Genomic DNA, 22,428 nt, shown 5'->3' on the forward strand with positions numbered 1-22,428 from the left:
GGTGTGTTCGAGTCTCTCAAATTTTCGCAACACTGACGGTGTTTTACGAAACATCTTCGGGTTGTGAGGTTAAGCGACTAAGCGTACACGGTGGATGCCCTGGCAGTCAGAGGCGATGAAGGACGTGCTAATCTGCGATAAGCGTCGGTAAGGTGATATGAACCGTTATAACCGGCGATTTCCGAATGGGGAAACCCAGTGTGTTTCGACACACTATCATTACGTGAATACATAGCGTAATGAAGCGAACCGGGGGAACTGAAACATCTAAGTACCCCGAGGAAAAGAAATCAACCGAGATTCCCCCAGTAGCGGCGAGCGAACGGGGAGCAGCCCAGAGTCTGAATCAGCATGTGTGGTAGTGGAACGGTCTGGAAAGTCCGACGGTACAGGGTGATAGTCCCGTACACAAAATCACACGTGTTGTGAACTCGAAGAGTAGGGCGGGACACGTGGTATCCTGTCTGAATATGGGGGGACCATCCTCCAAGGCTAAATACTCCTGACTGACCGATAGTGAACCAGTACCGTGAGGGAAAGGCGAAAAGAACCCCGGCGAGGGGAGTGAAAAAGAACCTGAAACCGTGTACGTACAAGCAGTGGGAGCCTCTTTATGGGGTGACTGCGTACCTTTTGTATAATGGGTCAGCGACTTATATTCTGTAGCAAGGTTAACCGAATAGGGGAGCCGAAGGGAAACCGAGTCTTAACTGGGCGTTAAGTTGCAGGGTATAGACCCGAAACCCGGTGATCTAGCCATGGGCAGGTTGAAGGTTGGGTAACACTAACTGGAGGACCGAACCGACTAATGTTGAAAAATTAGCGGATGACTTGTGGCTGGGGGTGAAAGGCCAATCAAACCGGGAGATAGCTGGTTCTCCCCGAAAGCTATTTAGGTAGCGCCTCGTGAACTCATCTTCGGGGGTAGAGCACTGTTTCGGCTAGGGGGTCATCCCGACTTACCAACCCGATGCAAACTGCGAATACCGAAGAATGTTATCACGGGAGACACACGGCGGGTGCTAACGTCCGTCGTGAAGAGGGAAACAACCCAGACCGCCAGCTAAGGTCCCAAAGTCATGGTTAAGTGGGAAACGATGTGGGAAGGCACAGACAGCCAGGATGTTGGCTTAGAAGCAGCCATCATTTAAAGAAAGCGTAATAGCTCACTGGTCGAGTCGGCCTGCGCGGAAGATGTAACGGGGCTAAACCATGCACCGAAGCTGCGGCAGCGACACTATGTGTTGTTGGGTAGGGGAGCGTTCTGTAAGCCGTTGAAGGTGTCCTGTGAGGGATGCTGGAGGTATCAGAAGTGCGAATGCTGACATAAGTAACGATAATGCGGGTGAAAAACCCGCACGCCGGAAGACCAAGGGTTCCTGTCCAACGTTAATCGGGGCAGGGTGAGTCGACCCCTAAGGCGAGGCCGAAAGGCGTAGTCGATGGGAAACAGGTTAATATTCCTGTACTTGGTGTTACTGCGAAGGGGGGACGGAGAAGGCTATGTTAGCCGGGCGACGGTTGTCCCGGTTTAAGCATGTAGGCGGAGGTTCCAGGTAAATCCGGTACCTTATTAACGCTGAGGTGTGATGACGAGGCACTACGGTGCTGAAGTAACAAATGCCCTGCTTCCAGGAAAAGCCTCTAAGCATCAGGTAACACGAAATCGTACCCCAAACCGACACAGGTGGTCAGGTAGAGAATACCAAGGCGCTTGAGAGAACTCGGGTGAAGGAACTAGGCAAAATGGTGCCGTAACTTCGGGAGAAGGCACGCTGATATGTAGGTGAAGTGATTTACTCATGGAGCTGAAATCAGTCGAAGATACCAGCTGGCTGCAACTGTTTATTAAAAACACAGCACTGTGCAAACACGAAAGTGGACGTATACGGTGTGACGCCTGCCCGGTGCCGGAAGGTTAATTGATGGGGTTATCCGTAAGGAGAAGCTCTTGATCGAAGCCCCGGTAAACGGCGGCCGTAACTATAACGGTCCTAAGGTAGCGAAATTCCTTGTCGGGTAAGTTCCGACCTGCACGAATGGCGTAATGATGGCCAGGCTGTCTCCACCCGAGACTCAGTGAAATTGAACTCGCTGTGAAGATGCAGTGTACCCGCGGCAAGACGGAAAGACCCCGTGAACCTTTACTATAGCTTGACACTGAACACTGGTCCTTGATGTGTAGGATAGGTGGGAGGCTTTGAAGTGTGGACGCCAGTCTGCATGGAGCCAACCTTGAAATACCACCCTTTAATGGCTGGTGTTCTAACGTAGACCCGTAATCCGGGTTGCGGACAGTGTCTGGTGGGTAGTTTGACTGGGGCGGTCTCCTCCTAAAGAGTAACGGAGGAGCACGAAGGTTAGCTAATCCTGGTCGGACATCAGGAGGTTAGTGCAAAGGCATAAGCTAGCTTGACTGCGAGAGTGACGGCTCGAGCAGGTGCGAAAGCAGGTCTTAGTGATCCGGTGGTTCTGAATGGAAGGGCCATCGCTCAACGGATAAAAGGTACTCCGGGGATAACAGGCTGATACCGCCCAAGAGTTCATATCGACGGCGGTGTTTGGCACCTCGATGTCGGCTCATCACATCCTGGGGCTGAAGTAGGTCCCAAGGGTATGGCTGTTCGCCATTTAAAGTGGTACGCGAGCTGGGTTTAGAACGTCGTGAGACAGTTCGGTCCCTATCTGCCGTGGGCGCTGGAGAATTGAGGGGGGCTGCTCCTAGTACGAGAGGACCGGAGTGGACGCATCACTGGTGTTCGGGTTGTCATGCCAATGGCATTGCCCGGTAGCTAAATGCGGAAGAGATAAGTGCTGAAAGCATCTAAGCACGAAACTTGCCCCGAGATGAGTTCTCCCTGASWCTWTAAGWSTCCTGAAGGAACGTTGAAGACGACGACGTTGATAGGTCGGGTGTGTAAGTGTAGCGATACATTGAGCTAACCGATACTAATGAACCGTGAGGCTTAACCTTACAACGCCGAAGCTGTTTTGGCGAAGAGACGGAATTTCAGCTTGATACAGATTAAATTGACATGCGGAAGCGTGTTGATAAACAGAATTTGCCTGGCGGCTGTAGCGCGGTGGTCCCACCTGACCCCATGCCGAACTCAGAAGTGAAACGCCGTAGCGCCGATGGTAGTGTGGGGTCTCCCCATGCGAGAGTAGGGAACTGCCAGGCATCAAATTGCAGTAAACCGGGATGACTAATCCGGGTAGTGACAAAGAAATTCGGTGGAGCGGTAGTTCAGTTGGTTAGAATACCTGCCTGTCACGCAGGGGGTCGCGGGTTCGAGTCCCGTCCGTTCCGCCACTTATTAAGAGCCCTGAGCTAATGCTCAGGGCTTTTTTTTATTCATTTTTATTATTGCCAAATACGCAAAAATCCTCTGCATTTTACACTCTTTTTCTGCAAAGATCTGACGGTCATAATCCTCCCAGTTAACAAACCCTGTGATTAAAAAGAGGAATTTATGGCTATCCCTGCATTCGGTTTAGGCACTTTTCGCCTGAAAGACGACGTTGTTATCGCATCTGTTAAAACCGCCCTTGAACTGGGCTACCGTGCAGTCGACACTGCGCAAATCTATGATAATGAAGCCGCAGTGGGTCAGGCAATTGCTGAAAGCGGTGTGCCACGCAGCGAATTGTATATTACCACCAAGATCTGGACTGAAAATCTGGGCCGGGACAAGCTGATCCCGAGCCTTAAAGATAGTCTGAAAAAGCTGCGTACTGAGTATGTTGATCTGACACTTATCCACTGGCCTTCTCCTAACGGTGCCGTATCCGTTGAAGAGTTTATGCAGGAATTACTGGAAGCAAAAGTGCAGGGGTTAACCCGTGAAATTGGGATCTCTAACTTCACTATCCCTTTGATGGAAAAAGCAATTGCTGCGGTGGGTGCTGAAAATATTGCAACTAATCAGATAGAGCTTTCCCCGTATCTGCAAAACCGTAAAGTAGTTAAATGGGCCAAACAACACGGTATCCATATCACCTCTTATATGACACTGGCTTATGGCAACGCGCTGAAAGATAAAGTGATTGCTCGTATTGCGGCTAAACATAATGCCACCCCGGCCCAGGCTATTCTTGCATGGGCAATGGGAGAAGGGTACTCAGTTATACCTTCTTCGACTAAACGTGAAAATTTGGCAAGCAATCTGCTCGCGCTACAACTGCAATTGGATACAGAGGACAAACTTGCGATCGCTGCACTGGATCGTAACGATCGCCTTGTCAGCCCCGAAGGTTTAGCCCCTGAATGGGATTAATGACAGCTGCCTTTGTGTTGAGTTAATCCTGTTTCACAGCTCCTGCGGGAGCTGTTCTTGCATGTTCACTCAAAAAGTCGATAAACGCGCGAATACGTGTACTTACAGCCCGATCGCTGTAATACACTGCGCTAAAGGGCATTTCAACGGGCAGATGTTTATCTGCCAACAACTCCACCAGTTCGCCCTGCGAGATTTCTTTATCAATCATATAATCTGAAAGACAGGCAATTCCGTTCCCGTTCAGGCAAAGCTGTTTCAATGTTTCACCGCTGTTAGAAGAGAGTCCGCACTCAATTTCATGAAGCTGTCCATCGCTACAGGCAATAGGCCAGGTATTGAGTGAGACAGGCTCGGAAAAACCCAGACACAGATGTTGTTTAAGCTCCTCTACGCTCTCAGGCTCACCAAATCGGGCAATGTACTCCGGTGAGGCAATAATCTTACGGTAGCTGGTAAATAGTGGGCGCGCGCGCAGGCTCGAGTCCGTAAGCGCACCTGCTCGTATTGCAACGTCAACTTTTCGCTCAATAAGATTGATAAATGTCTCCGAGGAAACTAGTGACAGCGTCATCTCAGGGTAACGTTCACGGAAAGGTTTGATGAGTGGCATCAGAAAATGCAACATCACCGGCGTCGCCGCGTCGATACGCAACAGGCCGCGCGGGGTATTACGAGACTCCATAATTTCTGTTTCTGCCGCAGCCATTTCCTGCAGTATCAACTGCACTCGCCTGAAATAACGTTCACCTTCTTCAGTCAGACTGAGCTGTCGGGTTGTTCGGTTGAGCAAACTGACACCCAGCTTCATCTCCAGCTTTTTTACTGCCCGGCTAATAGCGGAATTGGCTTGTCCCAACTGCTCTGCAGCGCGGCTAAAACTACCGCTTTCCACAACAGCAACGAAAATGGCCAGTTCTTCTGAAGTTGCTTTCATTTTTGCACCTGGAGCAAAATTATATTGAGATTTTGAATATTTTTGTTATTAAAACATCCCGGCATACTTCGTGTCATCTGATTACTGATGATATGGAGTTATTTATGCCTCTCGCTTTATTTGCACTGACAATAAGTGCTTTTGCTATTGGTACGACTGAATTTGTAATTGTCGGCCTTGTGCCGACCATCGCCGAACAGCTGGCGATCTCTTTGCCTTCTGCAGGAATGCTGGTTTCTATCTATGCGCTGGGCGTGGCAATTGGTGCGCCGGTACTGACTGCTCTGACCGGACGTCTGCCGCGTAAGCAACTGCTGGTTGCGCTAATGGTGCTATTTACGGTCGGTAATTTGCTGGCATGGCAGGCGCCTGGTTATATGACGTTAATTGTTGCACGCCTGCTGACCGGTCTCGCACATGGCGTGTTCTTCTCAATTGGTTCTACTATTGCGACAAGCCTGGTGCCAAAAGAGAAAGCAGCTTCAGCCATCGCTATTATGTTTGGTGGGTTAACGGTGGCACTTGTGACAGGAGTTCCGTTGGGAACATTTATTGGTCAGCATTTTGGCTGGCGTGAGACTTTCCTCGCGGTATCTATGTTAGGTGTCATTGCTCTGATTAGCAGTCAGTTGCTGATCCCTGCGAATATCCCCGGTCGGGCTGCTGCCAGTATTCGCGATCAGGTGAAAGTCTTAACGCATCCTCGCCTGTTACTCATCTATGCCGTTACGGCGCTGGGCTATGGTGGTGTCTTTACGGCATTTACTTTTCTTGCACCGATGATGCAGGATCTGGCGGGATTCTCACCGGCAGCGGTAAGCTGGATCTTACTGGGGTATGGCGTATCTGTTGCCATCGGTAATATCTGGGGTGGCAGACTGGCGGATAAACATGGCGCCGTTCCAGCGTTGAAATTTATCTTCGCAGCCCTGTTTGTTCTGTTGATGGTCTTTCAGTTAACTGCATCCACTCAGTACGCAGCTCTGGCGACAATCCTTGTCATGGGGATTTTTGCCTTCGGCAACGTACCAGGGCTGCAGGTTTACGTGGTGCAGAAAGCGGAGCAATTTACACCCAATGCGGTTGATGTGGCCTCAGGACTGAACATTGCGGCGTTCAACATTGGCATTGCATTGGGTTCAGTGATTGGTGGCCAAACGGTAGAGCATTATGGGTTAGCGCAGACCCCGTGGATTGGTGCGCTAATCGTATTGAGCGCTTTCTTTCTGATGAGCGTGAGCGGTCGTCTTGATAAACCCGCACGTGTAGCTATGGGATAAATCACCGATGTAAGTACCTACTTACAAAACAAACTGCAATTGTCCGTTGAAAGTGAGTGCTAAAATCCCTATAACAGAAGAACCAGTCCGGTTGCGGGCTGGTTGACGTTACAGAGGTTTGAAAGTCTAAAGTGCGAAAAAACACCTATGCTATGCGCTATGTTGCCGGACAGCCCGTTGAGCGAATTTTACCGCCAGGGTCGTTTGCGCATATTGGCCAGGCATTGCCCGCAGGCGTTCCGTTAAGCAGCGAGGATCGCATCCGCGTCCTGGTGTGGAATATTTTTAAACAGCAGCGGGCAGAATGGTTGTCGGTGCTGAAGAACTTTGGCAAAGACGCGCATCTGGTGTTATTGCAAGAAGCACAGACTACGCCTGAACTGGTGCAGTTTGCGACCGCTAACTATCTTGCTGCCGATCAGGTTCCCGCTTTTGTGTTGCCTCAGCATCCCTCTGGCGTCATGACGCTTTCTGCTGCACATCCTGTTTACTGTTGCCCACTGCGTGAGCGTGAACCCATATTGCGGTTAGCAAAATCGGCACTGGTGACAGTTTACCCGCTGCCTGATTCGCGTTTATTAATGGTGGTGAATATTCATGCTGTTAACTTCAGTCTCGGCGTGGATGTCTATAGTAAGCAGTTACTTCCCATTGGCGATCAGATTGCTCATCACAGTGGCCCGGTGATTATGGCCGGCGATTTTAATGCATGGAGCCGTCGGCGTATGAACGCGCTGTACCGCTTTTCTCGTGAAATGTCTCTGCGCCAGGTGCGCTTTACTGACGATCAGCGCCGACGCGCATTTGGTCGCCCCCTCGATTTTGTGTTTTACCGTGGTTTGAACGTGAGCGAAGCCTCTGTGCTGGTGACGAGCGCATCCGACCATAATCCTCTACTCGTTGAATTTAGTCCCGGCAAGCCTGAACAATAAAGGTGTGTCAGGTCTGCCGTAGGGTAGGCCTGTAGTGGTGCTGCCCTTTATATTTCACAACAACCGAAGGACAACACAATGACAACACGCTCCCATCATGACAACGTCGAAAAGCAGTTTGGCTCTCAGGCAAAGGCCTATTTAACCAGCGCGGTACATGCATCCGGGCGCGATTTGCAGCGACTGGCCGAGCGACTGTCCTTTTTTCCGCAGGCAAGTGTACTGGATATGGGATGTGGTGCGGGGCACGCCAGCTTTATTGCGGCACAGAATGTGAAGCAGGTGGTAGCGTATGATTTATCTTCGCAGATGCTCGAGGTGGTTGTACAGACGGCAAAAGAGAAGGGATTGGAGAATATTTCCATCCGACAGGGGTATGCTGAAAGTCTGCCGTTTGAGGATCAAACTTTTGATGTGGTGATTAGCCGATATTCAGCGCACCACTGGCATGATGTCGGGAAAGCGCTGCGAGAAGTGAATTGCGTACTGAAACCCGGCGGTGTGCTGATTATTATGGATGTGATGTCTCCCGGACACCCTGTGCGTGATATCTGGCTGCAAACCGTTGAAGCGTTGCGCGATACCTCGCATGTGCGCAACTATTCCAGCGGTGAGTGGCTGTCTCTGATTAATGACGCGAATATGATTGCCGATACGTTGTTCACAGATCGCCTGCCGTTAGAATTCAGTTCATGGGTTGCGAGAATGCGTACTCCCGTTGCACTGACAGAGGCTATCCGATTGTATCAGGAGAGTGCTTCTGCTGAAGTGAAGGCGTATTTTGAATTACAGGAAGACGGTTCGTTCACCAGCGACACGATCATGGTTGAAGCACATAAAACGGCATAAATAAAAAAGGCACTGGGGGGAAACCAGTGCCTTAATTTTTATAATCTCATCAGGAGTCCGGCATACCGTTGTTCTTTACAAACAACGTTAGCTGATCGCCTGGTTGCAGATTTTCCGTATCGCTGTTCCAGCGCATCACATCCTTAATGTTAACGCCGTGACGTTTAGCAATGCTCGAAAGCGAGTCGCCTTTACGTACACGATAGGTGATGCTATCGCTGTTGTTAGCCAGTCGCTGCGCACTGGTGCCAGCACCAACGGTCAGGCTTTGACCCACTTTCAGGGTAGATCCACGCAGATTGTTCCACTGCTTAAGATCCTTCGCATTTACGCCAAGACGTGAAGCGATGCCAGAAAGTGTATCGCCAGAGCGAACCTTGTAGCTACGGCTGTTCAGTGGCGTGTTATCCGCAACTAACGTTGACTGCACGGCTGCAATTTCGCCAGAGGCCAGAGATTCACGCAACTTCTCTGCGTGCTTCTTTGGCACCATCACGTATTGCGGGCCGCTGGCACCCAACGTAGAGCCCTTCACACCTGCATTGAATGTCTTCAGCTTGCTGACGGAAATACCCGCCATATCGGCAACCTGAGCCATCTCAACCGGACTGTTAAGACGAACACGTGCTAACGCGCGGCTTTCGTCTGTGGTTGGCAGACGCACGCCATAGCGTTTGCTGTTCTTGAGAATATCGCTCAATGCCAGCATTTTGGGCACATATAGCTTCGTTTCCTGAGGCAAAGGGAGCGACCAGAAATCGGTGGGCTTACCACGAGATTTGTTCGCTTTGATTGCCTTCATCACGCGACCTTCACCGCTATTATAAGCAGCAACGGTCAGCAGCCAGTCGCCATCAAACATCTTGTTCAGACGCTGCATCATGTCCAGCGCGGCAGTGGTGGAAGCCACTATGTCGCGACGTGCATCATAACTGCGAGTCTGTTTTAAACCATAATTGCGCCCCGTGCTCGGAATGATCTGCCAAATACCTGCGGCATTGGCGCCAGACGTTGCGTGAGGATCAAAAGCGCTCTCCACTATGGGTAGTAGTACCAGTTCCATTGGCATGTTACGTTTCTTAACCTGCCCGGCTATCCAGTACATATACGGCTCTGCCCGTAAAGTTACATCGTGGAGATAGCTCTTATTGCGTAAATACTTCTGTTTTTGTTCGCGAATCCGGTTGTTTTCCGGAATTCCCATCTTTAGCTCGTCACCAATGAAAGCCCACAAATCTTGATCGGCCGCGATAGATGTCCCATCGTCCATCCATCGCGCCTGACTAGTGAACTTTCCTGCTTCCCCTTGACCAGCTGCAGAAAGGCTCTGTGCGTGCTGTTGGACGTTACCAGTATTCTGGCACCCAACAAGCAGGACAGAGGCGAGTAATATCGCTTTTGCCTTCATGTGTGTGTCAATAGTTGCTTAAAAGACGACCGATCATAACGGCGAAGTTTTCAAAAGGCAACCCGGAATTGTCAGAACGTATCTTTCTTTGACCTTAACCAGGCAAAACGCTCTTCAGGTTGTTGCAATATTGTTTCTTTGTTAATTTCATTAATTAAATCAATATCTTCTGTTCTTAAAAAAATATTATTTCGACGCTCATTTTTCAGAATTACGGGCAGTGTCATTTGTTTTTTTACGCGTAACTCATTAACTTTACGATAATAATCATTTATGAACGAATCGTGCGGAAGGATGCTTAAGGCAAACTTCATATTTGCTAATGTGTATTCATGTGCGCAACAAACCAATGTATCGTCAGGAAGGGCGCTTATTTTTTTAAGTGATTGATACATTTGCGAAGCTGTGCCTTCAAAAAGTCGGCCGCAGCCGCCAGAGAAGAGCGTGTCGCCGCAAAATAAATAAGGATGACTAAAGTAACAAATATGTCCTAAAGTGTGACCCGGGGTAGCAAATATACTAAATTCATGCCCTAAAACGAGGGCGATATCGCCATCTTTGACTATGTGTGTCGTTCCCTTATCTTGTGTTTCTGCTGGGCCATAAACCACTATTTGTGGAAAATGCTGTAGAAGTTCTTTCACTCCGCCAACGTGATCCTGATGGTGGTGGGTGAGGAAAATGGCCTCAGGTACCCAGTTATGCTCAGCAATGGCTTTTAATACCGGAGCTGCTTCGCCAGGATCCACAATAAGGCAGTGGCCTTCATTATTTGTCAGGACCCAGATGTAATTGTCCTGAAATGCGGGAATGCTGTTAAGATTCATAAAATACCTCTCAATGCGTAACGGAAGGTTGTGATGAAACCGGCAAGGATCCCTCAAACTGTCGTAGCGCCCGTTAGCTGGGATGATTTACCCTGGGGCGAGCACTATCGTGAGGCGCTGGAGAATGAGCTTAACCCGTGGTTCGCAAAAATGTACGGTTTTCATCTGCTTAAGATTGGCAATTTAAGCGCAGAAATCAATTCTGAAGCGTGCGCGGTTTCTCATCAGGTAAATGTTTCTGCGCAAGGTTCACCGATGCAGGTGCTGGCCGATCCGTTACATCTTCCCTTCGCCGATAAATCCGTCGATGTCTGTTTGCTGGCGCATACTTTGCCTTGGTGTGCCGATCCACATCGCTTAATGCGGGAGGCAGACCGTGTGCTTATTGATGATGGCTGGCTGATAGTCAGTGGATTTAATCCGGTTAGCCTGATGGGCTTGCGTAAACTGGTGCCGGTATTACGTAAAACATCGCCCTATAACAGCCGGATGTTTACGCTGATGCGTCAACTGGACTGGCTCTCTTTGCTGAATTTTGAAGTGTTGCACTACAGCCGTTTTCACGTTTTGCCCTGGAGTAAACAAGGGGGGAAACTGTTAAGCGCACATGTTCCGGCGTTAGGGTGTTTACAACTGATTGTTGCACGTAAGCGAACAATCCCGCTTACGCTTAATCCGATGAAACAAAATAAAAGCAAAGCACGTATCCGCCAGGCCGTTGGCGCAACCCGGCAATACCGGAAGCCTGATGCTTAAGTCTCGGCCTGATATCCAACATCATCCTGACTGGGACTCATCGCTGCAGCGCGCGCAAGTTCATCACAGCGTTCGTTTTCCGGGTGACCCGCGTGGCCTTTTACCCATTCCCATTTAATTTGATGCTGGCCCAGCGCGGCATCCAGACGCTTCCAGAGATCGACATTCTTCACTGGCTTTTTATCTGCAGTTTTCCAGCCGCGTTTTTTCCAGTTGTGGATCCATTGAGTAATGCCCTGACGTACATACTGGCTATCGGTACTGAGAACCACTTCGCACTGTTCTTTTAGTGCCTCCAGCGCGACGATTGCGGCCATCAACTCCATACGATTATTGGTGGTCAGGTTATACCCTTCGCTGAAGGTTTTTTCACGTCCGCGATAGCGTAGAATTGCCCCATAACCACCAGGCCCTGGATTTCCCAGGCAAGAACCATCGGTGAAAATTTCTACCTGTTTAAGCATCTCTGGTAGACTTCCTGTTTTAGCAAATCGAAATCAAACGATAAGTCTGACATAAATGACCGCTATGAGCACTGGAATTACACGACAGATCGTCCTCGATACCGAAACCACCGGTATGAACCAAATTGGCGCCCATTACGAAGGCCACAAGATTATTGAGATCGGTGCGGTTGAAGTGGTGAACCGCCGCCTGACCGGTAATAACTTCCATGTTTACCTTAAGCCGGATCGGCTGGTGGACCCGGAAGCATTTGGTGTACACGGAATCGCGGATGAATTCCTGCTGGATAAACCCACGTTTGCCGATGTGGCCGATGAGTTTTTAGACTATATTCGTGGCGCTGAACTGGTCATTCATAACGCATCGTTCGATATCGGCTTTATGGACTACGAGTTCGCGAAGCTTAATCGTGATATCCCGAAAACAAATACATTCTGTAAAGTGACTGATAGCCTGGCGCTGGCGAGGAAAATGTTTCCTGGTAAGCGTAACAGCCTTGATGCATTGTGCTCACGTTACGAGATAGACAACAGTAAGCGTACATTACACGGCGCGTTACTCGATGCCCAGATTCTGGCTGACGTTTATCTGATGATGACTGGTGGGCAGACAACGATGGCGTTTTCAATGGAAGGCGACAGTCAGCAGCAGAATGATACCGGGATCCAGCGCATTGTGCGCCACTCCAGCAAGTTACGCGTTGTTTTCGCCACTGAGGAAGAGTTAGCGGCCCATGAATCGCGCCTCGATCTGGTTCAGAAGAAAGGCGGAAGTTGTCTCTGGCGGGCATAGTTTACGCATTTACAGTGTAGAAATGGCCATTCGGGTGATTTTTGCAGCAAACGATTAAAAAACGTGAGAAAAAGCGTTGACGAGGTGCGAGGCAATCCGTAATATTCGCTTCGTTCCCAAGCGGAACACAACGCGGAGTGGTAGTTCAGTTGGTTAGAATACCTGCCTGTCACGCAGGGGGTCGCGGGTTCGAGTCCCGTCCATTCCGCCACTATTCAGAGAGCCTGAATCAGCAATGATTCAGGCTTTCGTCGTTTTACTCATTACAAATATTTTCTATTGCTTTACCAGCAAAAAAATCAATAACTGACTTCGCAGCATGGATCCCTGTCTGATGGTACGATTCTACCGTCGCAGCAGCGATGTGCGGTGTAGTGATAATATTTCTGGAATGTAGCAAAGGGCTGAATTGTGGTAGCGGTTCATGCTGAAATACGTCGAGAGCGGAATGTACATTCCTTTCATCAGTTACCTGCAACAACGCTCGTTCATCTATTAATTTCCCTCGAGCAGCATTGATAAGCAAGGCACCATTTCTCATCATAGAAAGATATTTGTGACTGATAAAATTCTCTAATGATGGTGTGTATGGGAGAAGAACGATAATGACGTTAGACTGCATGAAGATGTCGTCAATTGACACAAACTTTACCGCCATTTTATCAGCCATCTCGTGATCCGGGAATTTGTCGTATGCGAGAATTTCAATGTCGAAACCGGATAACCTCTTAACCAGGGTTTTTGCTATATTCCCAAAACCTAATAATCCCACTCGTTTACTATTTAATTCATTTCCCAGCGAGTATCCCCAGTAACCATTTTGCATGTCCATGTGATTACCGGGAATATTTCTTAGACCAGAGAAAATAAGTCCGATTATAAACTCAGCAACCGCATTGGCATTGAGTCCTCGGGCATTATTAACCACAATACCTGCTTTTTTTGCCGCCTCTGTATCTATATTATCAATACCGGTGCCAAATCTTGAGATGATTTTCAGTTTTGGTAGAAGAGAAAACACACTTGCGTCATAACAATCTGTTCCGGCAATGACTGCATCAATAGATTCACGCACGTCATCCGGTTCAGATTGAATAAGATGAGTAATATTGTTCTTAAAAATGAGATTAAACTGGTTATCGCGCAGTAACTTGCAACCTGTAACACAACGAGCTGAAAAACTGGAAACGGTGATTAATATATTTTTCATATCTAATACCTCAGACCTGAGAACGCCATCAGGTTGTGGTGGCGTAGACCGGTTACAATAAAAATGACACAAGTTATGAATTTGCTTTAACGCCGAGAGCACCTCCAGGATGAAATAGACCAAAATCGGTCCGGGTAAACTGCTTTAGTTCTGACAGGGCGAGGGCCACGGCATCTCCCACGACAAGAACAGCAGTTGAAGAACAGGATGGAGCAAGACCTAAGTTATCTGCTTCGTTTCTCACCGGGATTTCTACAGATAAATTGCAATTAGTAGCCAGCGATGAGTTGTGGCTTCGGGTAAATGAGACTAAAAAATTATTCATCTTTTTTAGACTTGGCAAGGTAGCTAACAGTTCTGTTGTTTCACCACTATTGGATATCAAGATAACTACATCTTCGCTGGTAACCATACCCAGATCACCATGAACAGCTTCTGTTCCATGAATAAAAAATGAGGGGGTGCCTGTGCTGGAAAATGTAGCAGCCAGTTTTTTAGCAATTATTCCTGATTTTCCCACGCCGATAAAAACAACTTTCCCTCTGCAAGATTGGATTACTTTGACTAAACTTGCTGTTTCTGAAAGTGGCGCGTTAATTATTTCTTCAACTGCTTTGTGTTCATTACGCATGAAGGTTTTAATGAGAGAGATGATATCAGTATTATTCATGTTTATTTTCCTGATTTATTTTATCAATAACATAAGCGACCCGACATAAGCCCTGATGTAGTTTTTCTCTACTACATGCCAGATTAAGCCGTAAGAAGTTCTCTCCGCCAGGCCCATATACACTGCCAGCCATAATCCCGACTTTTCCTTCATGAATTAATCTTGAATAGAATTTATCGAACGAACAACTGATTTGTGAGCAGTCTATCCACGCAAAGTAACAACCTTCAGACTCTTTGAGTAGCAGCGATGAAATATTTTCCTTAACATAATTAACTGCAAAATCAACGTTGGATCTAAGATGTGTTCTTAATTCGTGTAACCATCTATCACATTCATTATAAGCAACGATAGTGGCAATGATATTCAATACTGATGGCGAGTTGACAAAATCCCTGTATCGAGTTATCAACCTGAATTTCTCATTAAAATTATTATCAGGTGTAATAAGATAAGAACCCGTTAGAGCTGGGACATTAAATGTCTTTGAGATGGAGTTAAAAACAACTGTTTTATCATAATGTAACTTAAGTGCAGAGGTGAATTTGTGGCTAAATGTGAAATCGCTGTGGATCTCATCGGATAATAACCAACAGTTATTTTTTGAACAGATTTCTGAGATCTTTATCAGTTCATCTTCAGACCACACTTTTCCTGTAGGATTATGTGGATTACACAATAAAATTATCTTTGCATGCTTTGCCTTGGTATTAAAATCATTCCAGTCAAGGCTATATCGACCGTCTTCTTCCCGAATCAATGTTGAAGTAGTTAATTTTCTTCCGGTGTTTTTGATAACATCAAAGAACGCATTATATGCCGGAGTAAATATCAGAATGTTATCTTCATAATCAGTTAATAACTCTAGTGCTTTGGCGATAGAGTACATCACACTTGGGCTATAGGTGATCCAATTAGCATCGATCTCCGTATCATATTTCTGACCATACCAATGGCATATTGAATTGAGATATTCGCTATGTTGCCAGCGACTATATCCGAGGATAGGATGTTCCAGTCTTTTTCGTAATGCGTTGGTTATCGCTTCCGGCATTGGTAAATCCATATCTGATATTGAAAACGGAATAATATCTTTTACGCCGAACCTATCTTCGCAGAAGTCCCACTGAGTACAGTACGTTCCTTTTCGGGAAACAGGAGTGTTAAAAATATCCATCAGTATGACTCCATATATTGGTCCATTTCTTTACGCAAGGCGATAACTTTTGTACCAATAATGACTTGCAGGGTGTTTTTGTCGAGTTTGACAATAGCGATCCCTCCCTGTTTTTTAATGGCCGTCTCGTCTATTATCTCCATATCGTTGATTGTCAGACGTAAACGTGTAACACAGTTATCCAGTGATACGATATTTTCCTTACCACCCAGGGCCTCAATCATTTTTTCTGCTGTGCTGGGACCCATATTGGTATTTATCTCAGGTTGTGCAACAGGTACTACAACCTCAGTTGCTGTTGCTGAAGGTGTCTGGTCACTATCTTCTCTGCCGACGGTCATCAGGTTATATTTAAGAATGGCCCATTTAAACACCGCGTAATAAATAAAGAAGTAGGCTATTTCTACACAGACAGCCACTGGCCAGCCGGTTCTTGTTCCGCGCAATACGCCAAAACTCATAAATTGAATCAAATCGCCAGTAAATCCCATTTTAACACCGAGATACGGTAGGAACATATTAGCAAAACCATTCATGAAAGCATGGAACACAAACAAAACAGGACTGACAAACAGAAATAAAAACTCTATTGGTTCGCTAACACCACCAATAATTACAGTCAGCACCGCAGAAATCAAAAGTGCTTTAATAGCCTTACGATTTTGTACATGGGCAGTCTGATACATTGCGAGAGCTGCGCCAGCTAAACCATACTGGATCATTAGCTTTCCCTGTTCCATTTTACCAGCAAGGTCCAGAGGAATGACGGCATTCTCTTTGACATAGGCCATAAACATATTGAGAGTACCGTAATATTCTTCACCGTTGATGATCGCTGAACCACCGATTGGTGTAAATCTGAATACGGAAGTGACTAAATGGTTTAGTCCGAAGGGAATCGTTACGCGCTCTGCAACGGCATAGAAGAAATAACCTATTGGGCCAGAGGTAGATATCCAGTGGCCGATTAACATAAAGAGGTTAAAGAACGGCGGCCATACGAAGGGAATAATGATACCGAAAACACTCATGACAATTAACGTAATGATCGGCGCAAGGCGCGGGCCGCTATAGAATCCCAGCGACTCAGGGATGCGTAGATTGACGATCCGTTTATACATAGTGAATACCATCAACCCAGCAACAATCCCCCCAAGTACACTGGTGTTGTATGACTGAATTCCCAGAATGATAGTTTGTCCATGTGTAGACATCTGGTCGACGGGAACTAACAGACCATGGGTTTTCAGATAGAAGTTTGTCCCTAAATGCATTGCCATAAAACCCACCAGGCCGGAGAATGCACCATATGCTTTATCTTCTTTTTCTTTCAGCAGGCCCAACGGGATAGCGATTGCAAATAACACCGGTAAATTAACAAAAGCAAATAGCCCTAAATTAACAACAAAATCCAGAAATGATTTAACGATAGGGAACCCTAGTACAGGAATTAATTTGGCCATTTCCTCGCTGGCTAATCCACTTCCCAAACCTAACATCATGCCGCATACGCTTAACAGAGCGATTGGGTACATAAATGCCTTCCCCAGGCTCTGAAAAAAACTCCAGGCTTTTTTCTGTTTCATATTAACTGTCTCGTGATAAAGTGAAAGGTAATCAGTCCATCAATACTTTAATGCGAATTGAAAGATATAATTTCTCTTCCATTGCTAGTCTATAGTTAAATTCGGATTTTAAATATTTTTCAATTTCAATAATGGAACATTGTAAAATTAAATCTTTTTCCAGGAAATATTCATAAATATCACCAATATCTTTATTTTTTATCTTTTCGTTGCATAGCACTCTACAAGAAAAATATTTCAAATGGGTCATGAAACGTGAGTAATTGAATGCATTCCGATCTACTCTTTTCTCGTAAACTTTTTCGATAATGTCTGTGATTCGTTGCGAGAATTCTATAATTCTGAAGGACTCATAGTCGGAGGTGTTTTCATAATTATTTAAAATATGCAGGGCAATGAAGCCAATCTCATCATCCGGAAGTTGGATCTTAAAATACTCATTAATAATAGATAAAGCGTCGCGACTGATAGCATACTCCGATTTGTATAATGCTTTTATTTCGTCAAGAAATATATTGCTTATTTGGATGCCTGATGCGCACCGTGAGATTGCATTGGAAATATGATCTGCAAGAATCAGCAAAAGTGATGGGTTTAATTTTTTGTCAAGATTCATTTCCGCATAGCGAACTATATTTTCAGAGACAAAAACATAATCAATATCTACTCGCTCTATGAGTTTGTATAGTTTACCTTTCTCTTCATTTCTGACATAAAAGAATCGGTTAGCCGGATGAGGCGGAACCGGCATACCATTCTTTTTATTGTAACCAACGCCAGGACCAGAAATGATGACTTCCTGACCACTCATCGATGCCAGCACACAATTGTTATTCATGACTTTTTCGATGATCATTTCATGGCTCCAAAAAAAAAGGCAAGACAAGTAAGAAGTAATAATTACTTCAAACGTTGTCTTGCCTGATTTAACAGTTACAAGATTATTCACTAATGCGTATACCCTACACAGAACTATCTTAAATAAATGAGATGTACGTCCTGTTTTAGGATTAACATACCAAATCTGAAGTGCAAACCTCACATACAGCATTCAAATGGTTTGTTTGGTGAATACATTCCTTATATGTATATTGTTTTTCTATGTGTGATGTTGCCCGCCTTTCTTCGACAGCGTGTAAACGTCATTCGCTCAGTGTCTGCGCGATATCTTTTTGAACCTGCTGGCGTTGTTCCGGAGTCAGCACTTTGCTCAGGTCAAAGTAGTACTTCACCCGATAATAACGCGCCTGTTGTTCGATGTTGCTGAACGCGGAAAGTTGTTTCCTGACTGCGGCATCATCCCATTTTCCGGACTTGATGACGTCAATCAGCGCACCGTCTTTAACATCCTTCACTGAAATCTGGCTGACATTGGTTTCAAGCTGCTGGTGCAGCTTTTTAATCTGTGCGACCTGGTCGTTGGTCAGTTTAAGATGTTGTACTACTGGATCCTGGGCTGGAACCGGAACGTTGGATACGTTTGCTGCGAGCGTGCTAAAAGAGGCACCAGCCAGGGTAGCAGCCAGCAAAGTCATGCGTACGAATTTTTTCATTTTGATATCCTGAAAAAGAATTTACGTGTGATTGTCATTTTCAGAATACGTTGCTTGAGGCATGTCGCCACGCGAATTTGTTTTGCGGTTGGTTACGGAGTGAAACAATCCCGCTACGGAAAATTTGCGCCGTAGCAGGAGAAGGCGATATCTACAGCGTGAATCCGTCGGCATCCAGCCAGGCTGGAAACTTCTCACGATACTCCCGCAGCATAGCGAGCGATAATTCTGCGTCAATCCGCGTTGCCTGATGTGGCTCGGCGGTCGCAATGATTTCACCCTGCGGATTAATAACCCGACTGTCGCCGCGATAATGATGACCATTACCGTCAGTGCCTACGCGGTTACATCCTGCTACATAAGCCTGATTTTCAATCGCTCGAGCGGTAAGCAGCGCCTGCCAGTGCACTGAGCGTGGCGCTGGCCAGTTTGCGACATATAACGCCAGGTCGTAATCATTGCGATTACGTGACCATACCGGAAAACGCAGGTCATAACAGATCAATGGCAGAATACGCCAGCCACGCCATTCAAAGATAACGCGCTCTTCGCCTGCCTGATAATACTGATGTTCATCCGCCATGCGAAACAGATGGCGTTTATCATAGAGATGAACTCGACCCTCAGGTTCAACCAGTAAAAAGCGATTTACCGGACCACGTTCTGACTGTAACGCAACGCTGCCTGCTATCAGGGCATTTGCCTGCTGCGCTTTGGTATGCATCCAGTTGACAACCTCTTCCTGCGAAAGCGATTTGGTTGCTGCATCCATTGCAAATCCACTGGTAAACATCTCAGGTAACACAATGACGTCACGTCCGGTGACGGTTTCCAGTTGTCTGTCGAAATGGCGCAGATTAGCGGGGCCATCCATCCAGATCAGTGGTTGTTGCAGCAGAGTTATTTTCAAACCAGGCACGATCGAGGCTCCTCGTTGAACATTATTTTGACACTGTAGCATGAGCTTTAACAAAAATGTGGCAATAAAAAGCCCCGCCATAAGCGGGGCTAGTAGTCGAGCATTTGCGTTATGCTGCTTCGACTTTACGCACTTTCTCTGGCAGCTTTACCGGCTGAGTCGCCAGCGCTTCAGGTTCAAAATCATCAACGTTGATACTGCGCAGACGGCTCTCTTCGGCTTTCACCAGAATCGCACCTTCGTCTTTATCAATCAAACCTTTTGCCAGCGCATTGCGTGCCAGTTCATCCAGACGAGTAAATGGCAGGTTTTTACCTAACTCTTTACAGATACGCTGGTGGATAGGATCGGCGGCAATCACGTCCAGCAAAGCTTCTTCCAGTAAACCAACCGGGTTGTGCTCGCTTGGCGTCAGGTACTGACCGCGACCAAGACGAGAACGCGTGGCGCTTGGAATCTGCAAAATCTTCGCAACTTTATGGTCCAGCTTGTCAGACGGTGCATGATAGTGGCGCCCGGTAGGGAAAATAACCACATTCAGCAACCCGGCAACCAGGCGGTTCGGGAAGTTTTTCAGCAGGTCATCCATCGCCTGTTCAGCCTTATACAATGCATCCTGTACGCCCCAGTGAACCAGCGGCAGGTCTGCTTCGTTACGGCCTTCATCGTCATAACGCTTCAGCACGGCAGAGGCCAGGTACAGCTGACTTAATACATCGCCCAGTCGGGCTGAGATACGTTCGCGACGTTTCAGACTACCGCCCAGTACGGCCATGGATACGTCTGAGAGTAAGGCCAGGTTCGCGCTCAGACGGTTCAGGTGCTGATAGTAACGTTTAGTGGCATCGCCAGTCGGCGTGCTGCTGGTTAACCCGCGAGTCAGGCCAAGCCAGAAACTGCGCACTTTATTACTGCCAACATGACCAATGTGTTTGAACAGCAGTTTGTCGAACGCATTGACGTCGTTGCTTTGTGCGGCAGCCATCTCTTCCAGGACATAAGGATGGCAGCGAATTGCGCCCTGGCCGAAGATCATCATGCTACGGGTCAGAATGTTCGCGCCTTCAACGGTGATGGCGATAGGTGCGCCCTGATAAGCACGCGCCAGGAAGTTGCTTTCCCCAAGCATAATGCCTTTACCGCCAGTAATATCCATCGCATCGATGATTGACTGCTGTCCGCGGTGGGTACAGTGATATTTCACGATAGCTGACAGCACCGCCGGTTTTTCGCCGAGCATAATGCCGTAGGTAATCAGCGACGCAGCAGCGTCCATCACATAGGCGTTACCCGCAATACGTGCCAGTGGCTCTTCAATACCTTCCATCTTGCCGATAGAGATTTTGAACTGGCGACGAATATGGGCGTAAGCACCCGTTGCCATCGCAACAGATTTGACGCCACCTGTAGAGTTAGACGGCAGAGTAATACCACGACCGACAGACAGGCATTCCACCAGCATACGCCAGCCCTGACCGGCCATTTTCGGTCCACCGATAATGTAATCAATCGGTACAAAAACATCTTTACCCAGCGTCGGACCGTTCTGGAACGGGACGTTCAACGGGAAGTGGCGACGACCAATTTCCACCCCAGGCGTAGACGTTGGGATCAGTGCGCAGGTAATACCCAGGTCCTCTTCACCACCCAGCAGTTTTTCTGGGTCAGAGAGCTTAAACGCCAGACCCAGCACGGTAGCGATAGGGGCCAGAGTGATATAGCGTTTGTTCCAGGTCAGGCGCATACCTAATACCTGCTGACCTTGCCATTCACCCATGCAAACTACACCGGTATCAGGAATTGCACCTGCATCGGAACCGGCTTCCGGGCTGGTCAGTGCAAAGCAAGGAATTTCCTGCCCACGCGCCAGGCGTGGCAAATAATGGTTTTTCTGCTCTTCGGTGCCGTAATGTTGCAGCAGTTCACCAGGGCCTAAGGAGTTAGGCACGCCGACAGTGATCGCCAGGATCCCGGAAACACCGGAAAGTTTCTGCAGAACGCGGGCCTGAGCATATGCGGAGAATTCCAGTCCGCCGTACTCTTTCTTAATGATCATCGCGAAGAAGCGGTGTTCTTTCAGGTAAGCCCATAATTCCGGCGGCAGATCGGCTAATTCATGGGTGATCTGGAAGTCGTTTGCCATACGGCATGCTTCTTCTACCGGACCATCAATAAAAGCCTGTTCTTCTGCCGTCAGGTGTGGCTGAGGGTAGCTGTGCAATTTTTTCCAGTCAGGTTTACCCTGGAACAGATCTCCTTCCCACCAGGTGGTACCGGCATCAATTGCTTCTTTCTCAGTACGTGACATCGGCGGCATGACTTTACGAAAACCGCGGAATACCGGTGCGGAGATCATCGATTTGCGCATCGGCGTAAAGTTAAACGGTACGAGAATAATGGCCAGAGGAACCAGCAGCCAGACCGACCACAGGCCAGCGACGCCAAGCGCCGCCGTCCAGGCGAGCAAAATTAAGCTGCTGAGGAATAAGCTCACGCGGTGATAAAACAGTACGCTGAGCAGAACAACCGTAGCGATAATACTCAAAATCATCATAACGAAAAGCTCCCTTGCTTGTAGGAGGTCTGACCACTTGTGATGATATGGTTGTAGTGTATGTGAATTCTTTTAGCAATAATTTTACAAAATAATTACAACAGGGTTCACATTGTTGCTGTTTTGACCGGCACAAAAAATCAAAAGCCATGGGCATTCCTGTGGCTTGTACTTCTCGCTCGTAGCGCTATCCGGTACACTGCATCTTGTCATTTACATTCATGCTGAAGGATATC

Annotated in this window: 18 protein-coding genes, 2 tRNA genes, 2 rRNA genes and 1 pseudogene; 10 read left to right on the forward strand and 13 right to left on the reverse strand. The window is 47.4% G+C overall.

The window, feature by feature from the left end; all coding sequences use genetic code 11:
- Positions 1 to 67 precede the first annotated feature (67 nt).
- The 4 genes from OGY01_RS11345 (at position 68) to dkgB (ending at position 4,277) form a co-directional block, all read left to right on the forward strand.
- Positions 68 to 2,974, forward strand: a 23S ribosomal RNA gene (locus OGY01_RS11345).
- A 91-nt stretch (positions 2,975 to 3,065) separates the two neighbouring features.
- Positions 3,066 to 3,181, forward strand: a 5S ribosomal RNA gene (gene rrf, locus OGY01_RS11350).
- Between the two features lie 55 nt (positions 3,182 to 3,236).
- A tRNA-Asp gene (locus OGY01_RS11355) sits at positions 3,237 to 3,313 on the forward strand.
- A 160-nt stretch (positions 3,314 to 3,473) separates the two neighbouring features.
- Positions 3,474 to 4,277 carry a 2,5-didehydrogluconate reductase DkgB gene (gene dkgB / locus OGY01_RS11360; RefSeq protein WP_136345273.1) on the forward strand — a complete coding sequence of 268 codons (804 nt, stop codon included), beginning with the start codon at positions 3,474 to 3,476 and terminating at the stop codon, positions 4,275 to 4,277.
- Between the two features lie 22 nt (positions 4,278 to 4,299).
- Here the strand turns inward: dkgB and yafC are convergent, their stop codons facing one another.
- Positions 4,300 to 5,214 carry a DNA-binding transcriptional regulator YafC gene (yafC, locus tag OGY01_RS11365; RefSeq protein WP_286493118.1) on the reverse strand — a complete coding sequence of 305 codons (915 nt, stop codon included), beginning with the start codon at positions 5,212 to 5,214 and terminating at the stop codon, positions 4,300 to 4,302.
- A gap of 104 nt (positions 5,215 to 5,318) precedes the next feature.
- Between yafC and OGY01_RS11370 the strand changes: the two genes are divergently transcribed.
- From OGY01_RS11370 to OGY01_RS11380, 3 genes are all read left to right on the forward strand, one after another.
- Positions 5,319 to 6,494 carry an MFS transporter gene (locus OGY01_RS11370; protein ID WP_200013294.1) on the forward strand — a complete coding sequence of 392 codons (1,176 nt, stop codon included), beginning with the start codon at positions 5,319 to 5,321 and terminating at the stop codon, positions 6,492 to 6,494.
- 131 nt (positions 6,495 to 6,625) lie between these two features.
- The gene (locus OGY01_RS11375; protein WP_045440054.1) at positions 6,626 to 7,426 is read left to right on the forward strand and encodes an endonuclease/exonuclease/phosphatase family protein; all 801 of its coding nucleotides are present in this window, start codon (positions 6,626 to 6,628) and stop codon (positions 7,424 to 7,426) included.
- Positions 7,427 to 7,504: 78 nt separating this feature from the next.
- Complete coding sequence (locus tag OGY01_RS11380; protein ID WP_286493119.1) at positions 7,505 to 8,275, forward strand: class I SAM-dependent methyltransferase; 771 nt, start codon at positions 7,505 to 7,507, stop codon at positions 8,273 to 8,275.
- Between the two features lie 49 nt (positions 8,276 to 8,324).
- Here OGY01_RS11380 and mltD read toward each other — a convergent pair whose 3' ends face one another.
- Both mltD and gloB read right to left on the reverse strand, forming a co-directional pair.
- On the reverse strand, positions 8,325 to 9,683 hold the full coding sequence (gene mltD / locus OGY01_RS11385) for a murein transglycosylase D (protein ID WP_136345274.1): 1,359 nt from the start codon (positions 9,681 to 9,683) through the stop codon (positions 8,325 to 8,327).
- A 71-nt stretch (positions 9,684 to 9,754) separates the two neighbouring features.
- The gene (gene gloB / locus OGY01_RS11390) at positions 9,755 to 10,510 is read right to left on the reverse strand and encodes a hydroxyacylglutathione hydrolase (protein WP_200013295.1); all 756 of its coding nucleotides are present in this window, start codon (positions 10,508 to 10,510) and stop codon (positions 9,755 to 9,757) included.
- 33 nt (positions 10,511 to 10,543) lie between these two features.
- Here gloB and OGY01_RS11395 point away from each other — a divergent pair, with 33 nt between their 5' ends.
- The gene (locus OGY01_RS11395; protein ID WP_045440064.1) at positions 10,544 to 11,266 is read left to right on the forward strand and encodes a class I SAM-dependent methyltransferase; all 723 of its coding nucleotides are present in this window, start codon (positions 10,544 to 10,546) and stop codon (positions 11,264 to 11,266) included.
- On the opposite strand, the gene rnhA is transcribed toward OGY01_RS11395, so the two are convergent.
- Entirely contained in the window at positions 11,263 to 11,730 is a 468-nt protein-coding gene (gene rnhA / locus OGY01_RS11400; protein WP_045440067.1) for a ribonuclease HI, read from the reverse strand. The genes OGY01_RS11395 and rnhA overlap by 4 nt on opposite strands.
- 64 nt (positions 11,731 to 11,794) lie before the next feature.
- On the opposite strand from rnhA, the gene dnaQ reads away from it, so the two are divergent.
- Positions 11,795 to 12,523 (forward strand): DNA polymerase III subunit epsilon, encoded by a 729-nt coding sequence (dnaQ, locus tag OGY01_RS11405; RefSeq protein WP_045449447.1) that lies wholly within the window; start codon positions 11,795 to 11,797, stop codon positions 12,521 to 12,523.
- A gap of 134 nt (positions 12,524 to 12,657) precedes the next feature.
- Positions 12,658 to 12,734, forward strand: a tRNA-Asp gene (locus tag OGY01_RS11410).
- A gap of 45 nt (positions 12,735 to 12,779) precedes the next feature.
- Here the strand turns inward: OGY01_RS11410 and OGY01_RS11415 are convergent.
- From OGY01_RS11415 to fadE, 9 genes and pseudogenes are all read right to left on the reverse strand, one after another.
- Positions 12,780 to 13,733 carry a phosphoglycerate dehydrogenase gene (locus tag OGY01_RS11415; protein WP_045440069.1) on the reverse strand — a complete coding sequence of 318 codons (954 nt, stop codon included), beginning with the start codon at positions 13,731 to 13,733 and terminating at the stop codon, positions 12,780 to 12,782.
- Positions 13,734 to 13,806: 73 nt separating this feature from the next.
- Positions 13,807 to 14,403, reverse strand: coding sequence for a KpsF/GutQ family sugar-phosphate isomerase (locus OGY01_RS11420; protein ID WP_045440072.1), 597 nt, complete (start codon positions 14,401 to 14,403; stop codon positions 13,807 to 13,809).
- Complete coding sequence (locus tag OGY01_RS11425; RefSeq protein ID WP_286493120.1) at positions 14,396 to 15,580, reverse strand: MalY/PatB family protein; 1,185 nt, start codon at positions 15,578 to 15,580, stop codon at positions 14,396 to 14,398. Before OGY01_RS11425 ends, OGY01_RS11420 begins: the two co-directional genes overlap by 8 nt.
- Positions 15,580 to 15,921: a PTS sugar transporter subunit IIB gene (locus tag OGY01_RS23800; RefSeq protein ID WP_502873411.1), complete on the reverse strand. Its 342-nt coding sequence runs from the start codon at positions 15,919 to 15,921 to the stop codon at positions 15,580 to 15,582. Before OGY01_RS23800 ends, OGY01_RS11425 begins: the two co-directional genes overlap by 1 nt.
- Positions 15,898 to 17,166: pseudogene (locus OGY01_RS11430) on the reverse strand (PTS transporter subunit EIIC); the annotation flags it as partial. The gene OGY01_RS23800 and the pseudogene OGY01_RS11430, both read right to left, overlap by 24 nt.
- A 31-nt stretch (positions 17,167 to 17,197) precedes the next feature.
- Positions 17,198 to 18,022, reverse strand: a complete 825-nt coding sequence (locus OGY01_RS11435; protein WP_045449449.1) for a PRD domain-containing protein — start codon at positions 18,020 to 18,022, stop codon at positions 17,198 to 17,200.
- 286 nt (positions 18,023 to 18,308) lie between these two features.
- A complete protein-coding gene (locus tag OGY01_RS11440; RefSeq protein WP_045440080.1) occupies positions 18,309 to 18,719 on the reverse strand; it encodes a Spy/CpxP family protein refolding chaperone in 411 nt (136 codons plus the stop codon).
- A 151-nt stretch (positions 18,720 to 18,870) separates the two neighbouring features.
- The gene (locus OGY01_RS11445; protein WP_284097348.1) at positions 18,871 to 19,638 is read right to left on the reverse strand and encodes an amidohydrolase; all 768 of its coding nucleotides are present in this window, start codon (positions 19,636 to 19,638) and stop codon (positions 18,871 to 18,873) included.
- A 109-nt stretch (positions 19,639 to 19,747) separates the two neighbouring features.
- Positions 19,748 to 22,192, reverse strand: coding sequence for an acyl-CoA dehydrogenase FadE (gene fadE, locus OGY01_RS11450; protein ID WP_286493122.1), 2,445 nt, complete (start codon positions 22,190 to 22,192; stop codon positions 19,748 to 19,750).
- Positions 22,193 to 22,428 lie beyond the last annotated feature (236 nt).

It is taken from the genome of Citrobacter sp. Cm038 (assembly GCF_030333105.1).
In the GTDB taxonomy this organism is placed as follows: domain Bacteria; phylum Pseudomonadota; class Gammaproteobacteria; order Enterobacterales; family Enterobacteriaceae; genus Citrobacter; species Citrobacter murliniae.

Coding starts and splice junctions, on each gene's coding strand:
- dkgB (WP_136345273.1), top strand. CDS start 3,474: ATGGCTATCCCTGCATTCGGTTTAGGCACTTTTCGCCTGAAAGACGAC.
- OGY01_RS11440 (WP_045440080.1), bottom strand. CDS start 18,719: ATGAAAAAATTCGTACGCATGACTTTGCTGGCTGCTACCCTGGCTGGT.
- OGY01_RS11415 (WP_045440069.1), bottom strand. CDS start 13,733: ATGAAAAATATATTAATCACCGTTTCCAGTTTTTCAGCTCGTTGTGTT.
- gloB (WP_200013295.1), bottom strand. CDS start 10,510: ATGAATCTTAACAGCATTCCCGCATTTCAGGACAATTACATCTGGGTC.
- rnhA (WP_045440067.1), bottom strand. CDS start 11,730: ATGCTTAAACAGGTAGAAATTTTCACCGATGGTTCTTGCCTGGGAAAT.
- mltD (WP_136345274.1), bottom strand. CDS start 9,683: ATGAAGGCAAAAGCGATATTACTCGCCTCTGTCCTGCTTGTTGGGTGC.
- OGY01_RS11435 (WP_045449449.1), bottom strand. CDS start 18,022: ATGATCATCGAAAAAGTCATGAATAACAATTGTGTGCTGGCATCGATG.
- OGY01_RS11420 (WP_045440072.1), bottom strand. CDS start 14,403: ATGAATAATACTGATATCATCTCTCTCATTAAAACCTTCATGCGTAAT.
- OGY01_RS11395 (WP_045440064.1), top strand. CDS start 10,544: ATGAAACCGGCAAGGATCCCTCAAACTGTCGTAGCGCCCGTTAGCTGG.
- OGY01_RS11370 (WP_200013294.1), top strand. CDS start 5,319: ATGCCTCTCGCTTTATTTGCACTGACAATAAGTGCTTTTGCTATTGGT.
- fadE (WP_286493122.1), bottom strand. CDS start 22,192: ATGATGATTTTGAGTATTATCGCTACGGTTGTTCTGCTCAGCGTACTG.
- yafC (WP_286493118.1), bottom strand. CDS start 5,214: ATGAAAGCAACTTCAGAAGAACTGGCCATTTTCGTTGCTGTTGTGGAA.
- dnaQ (WP_045449447.1), top strand. CDS start 11,795: ATGAGCACTGGAATTACACGACAGATCGTCCTCGATACCGAAACCACC.
- OGY01_RS11380 (WP_286493119.1), top strand. CDS start 7,505: ATGACAACACGCTCCCATCATGACAACGTCGAAAAGCAGTTTGGCTCT.
- OGY01_RS23800 (WP_502873411.1), bottom strand. CDS start 15,921: ATGACCGTCGGCAGAGAAGATAGTGACCAGACACCTTCAGCAACAGCA.
- OGY01_RS11425 (WP_286493120.1), bottom strand. CDS start 15,580: ATGGATATTTTTAACACTCCTGTTTCCCGAAAAGGAACGTACTGTACT.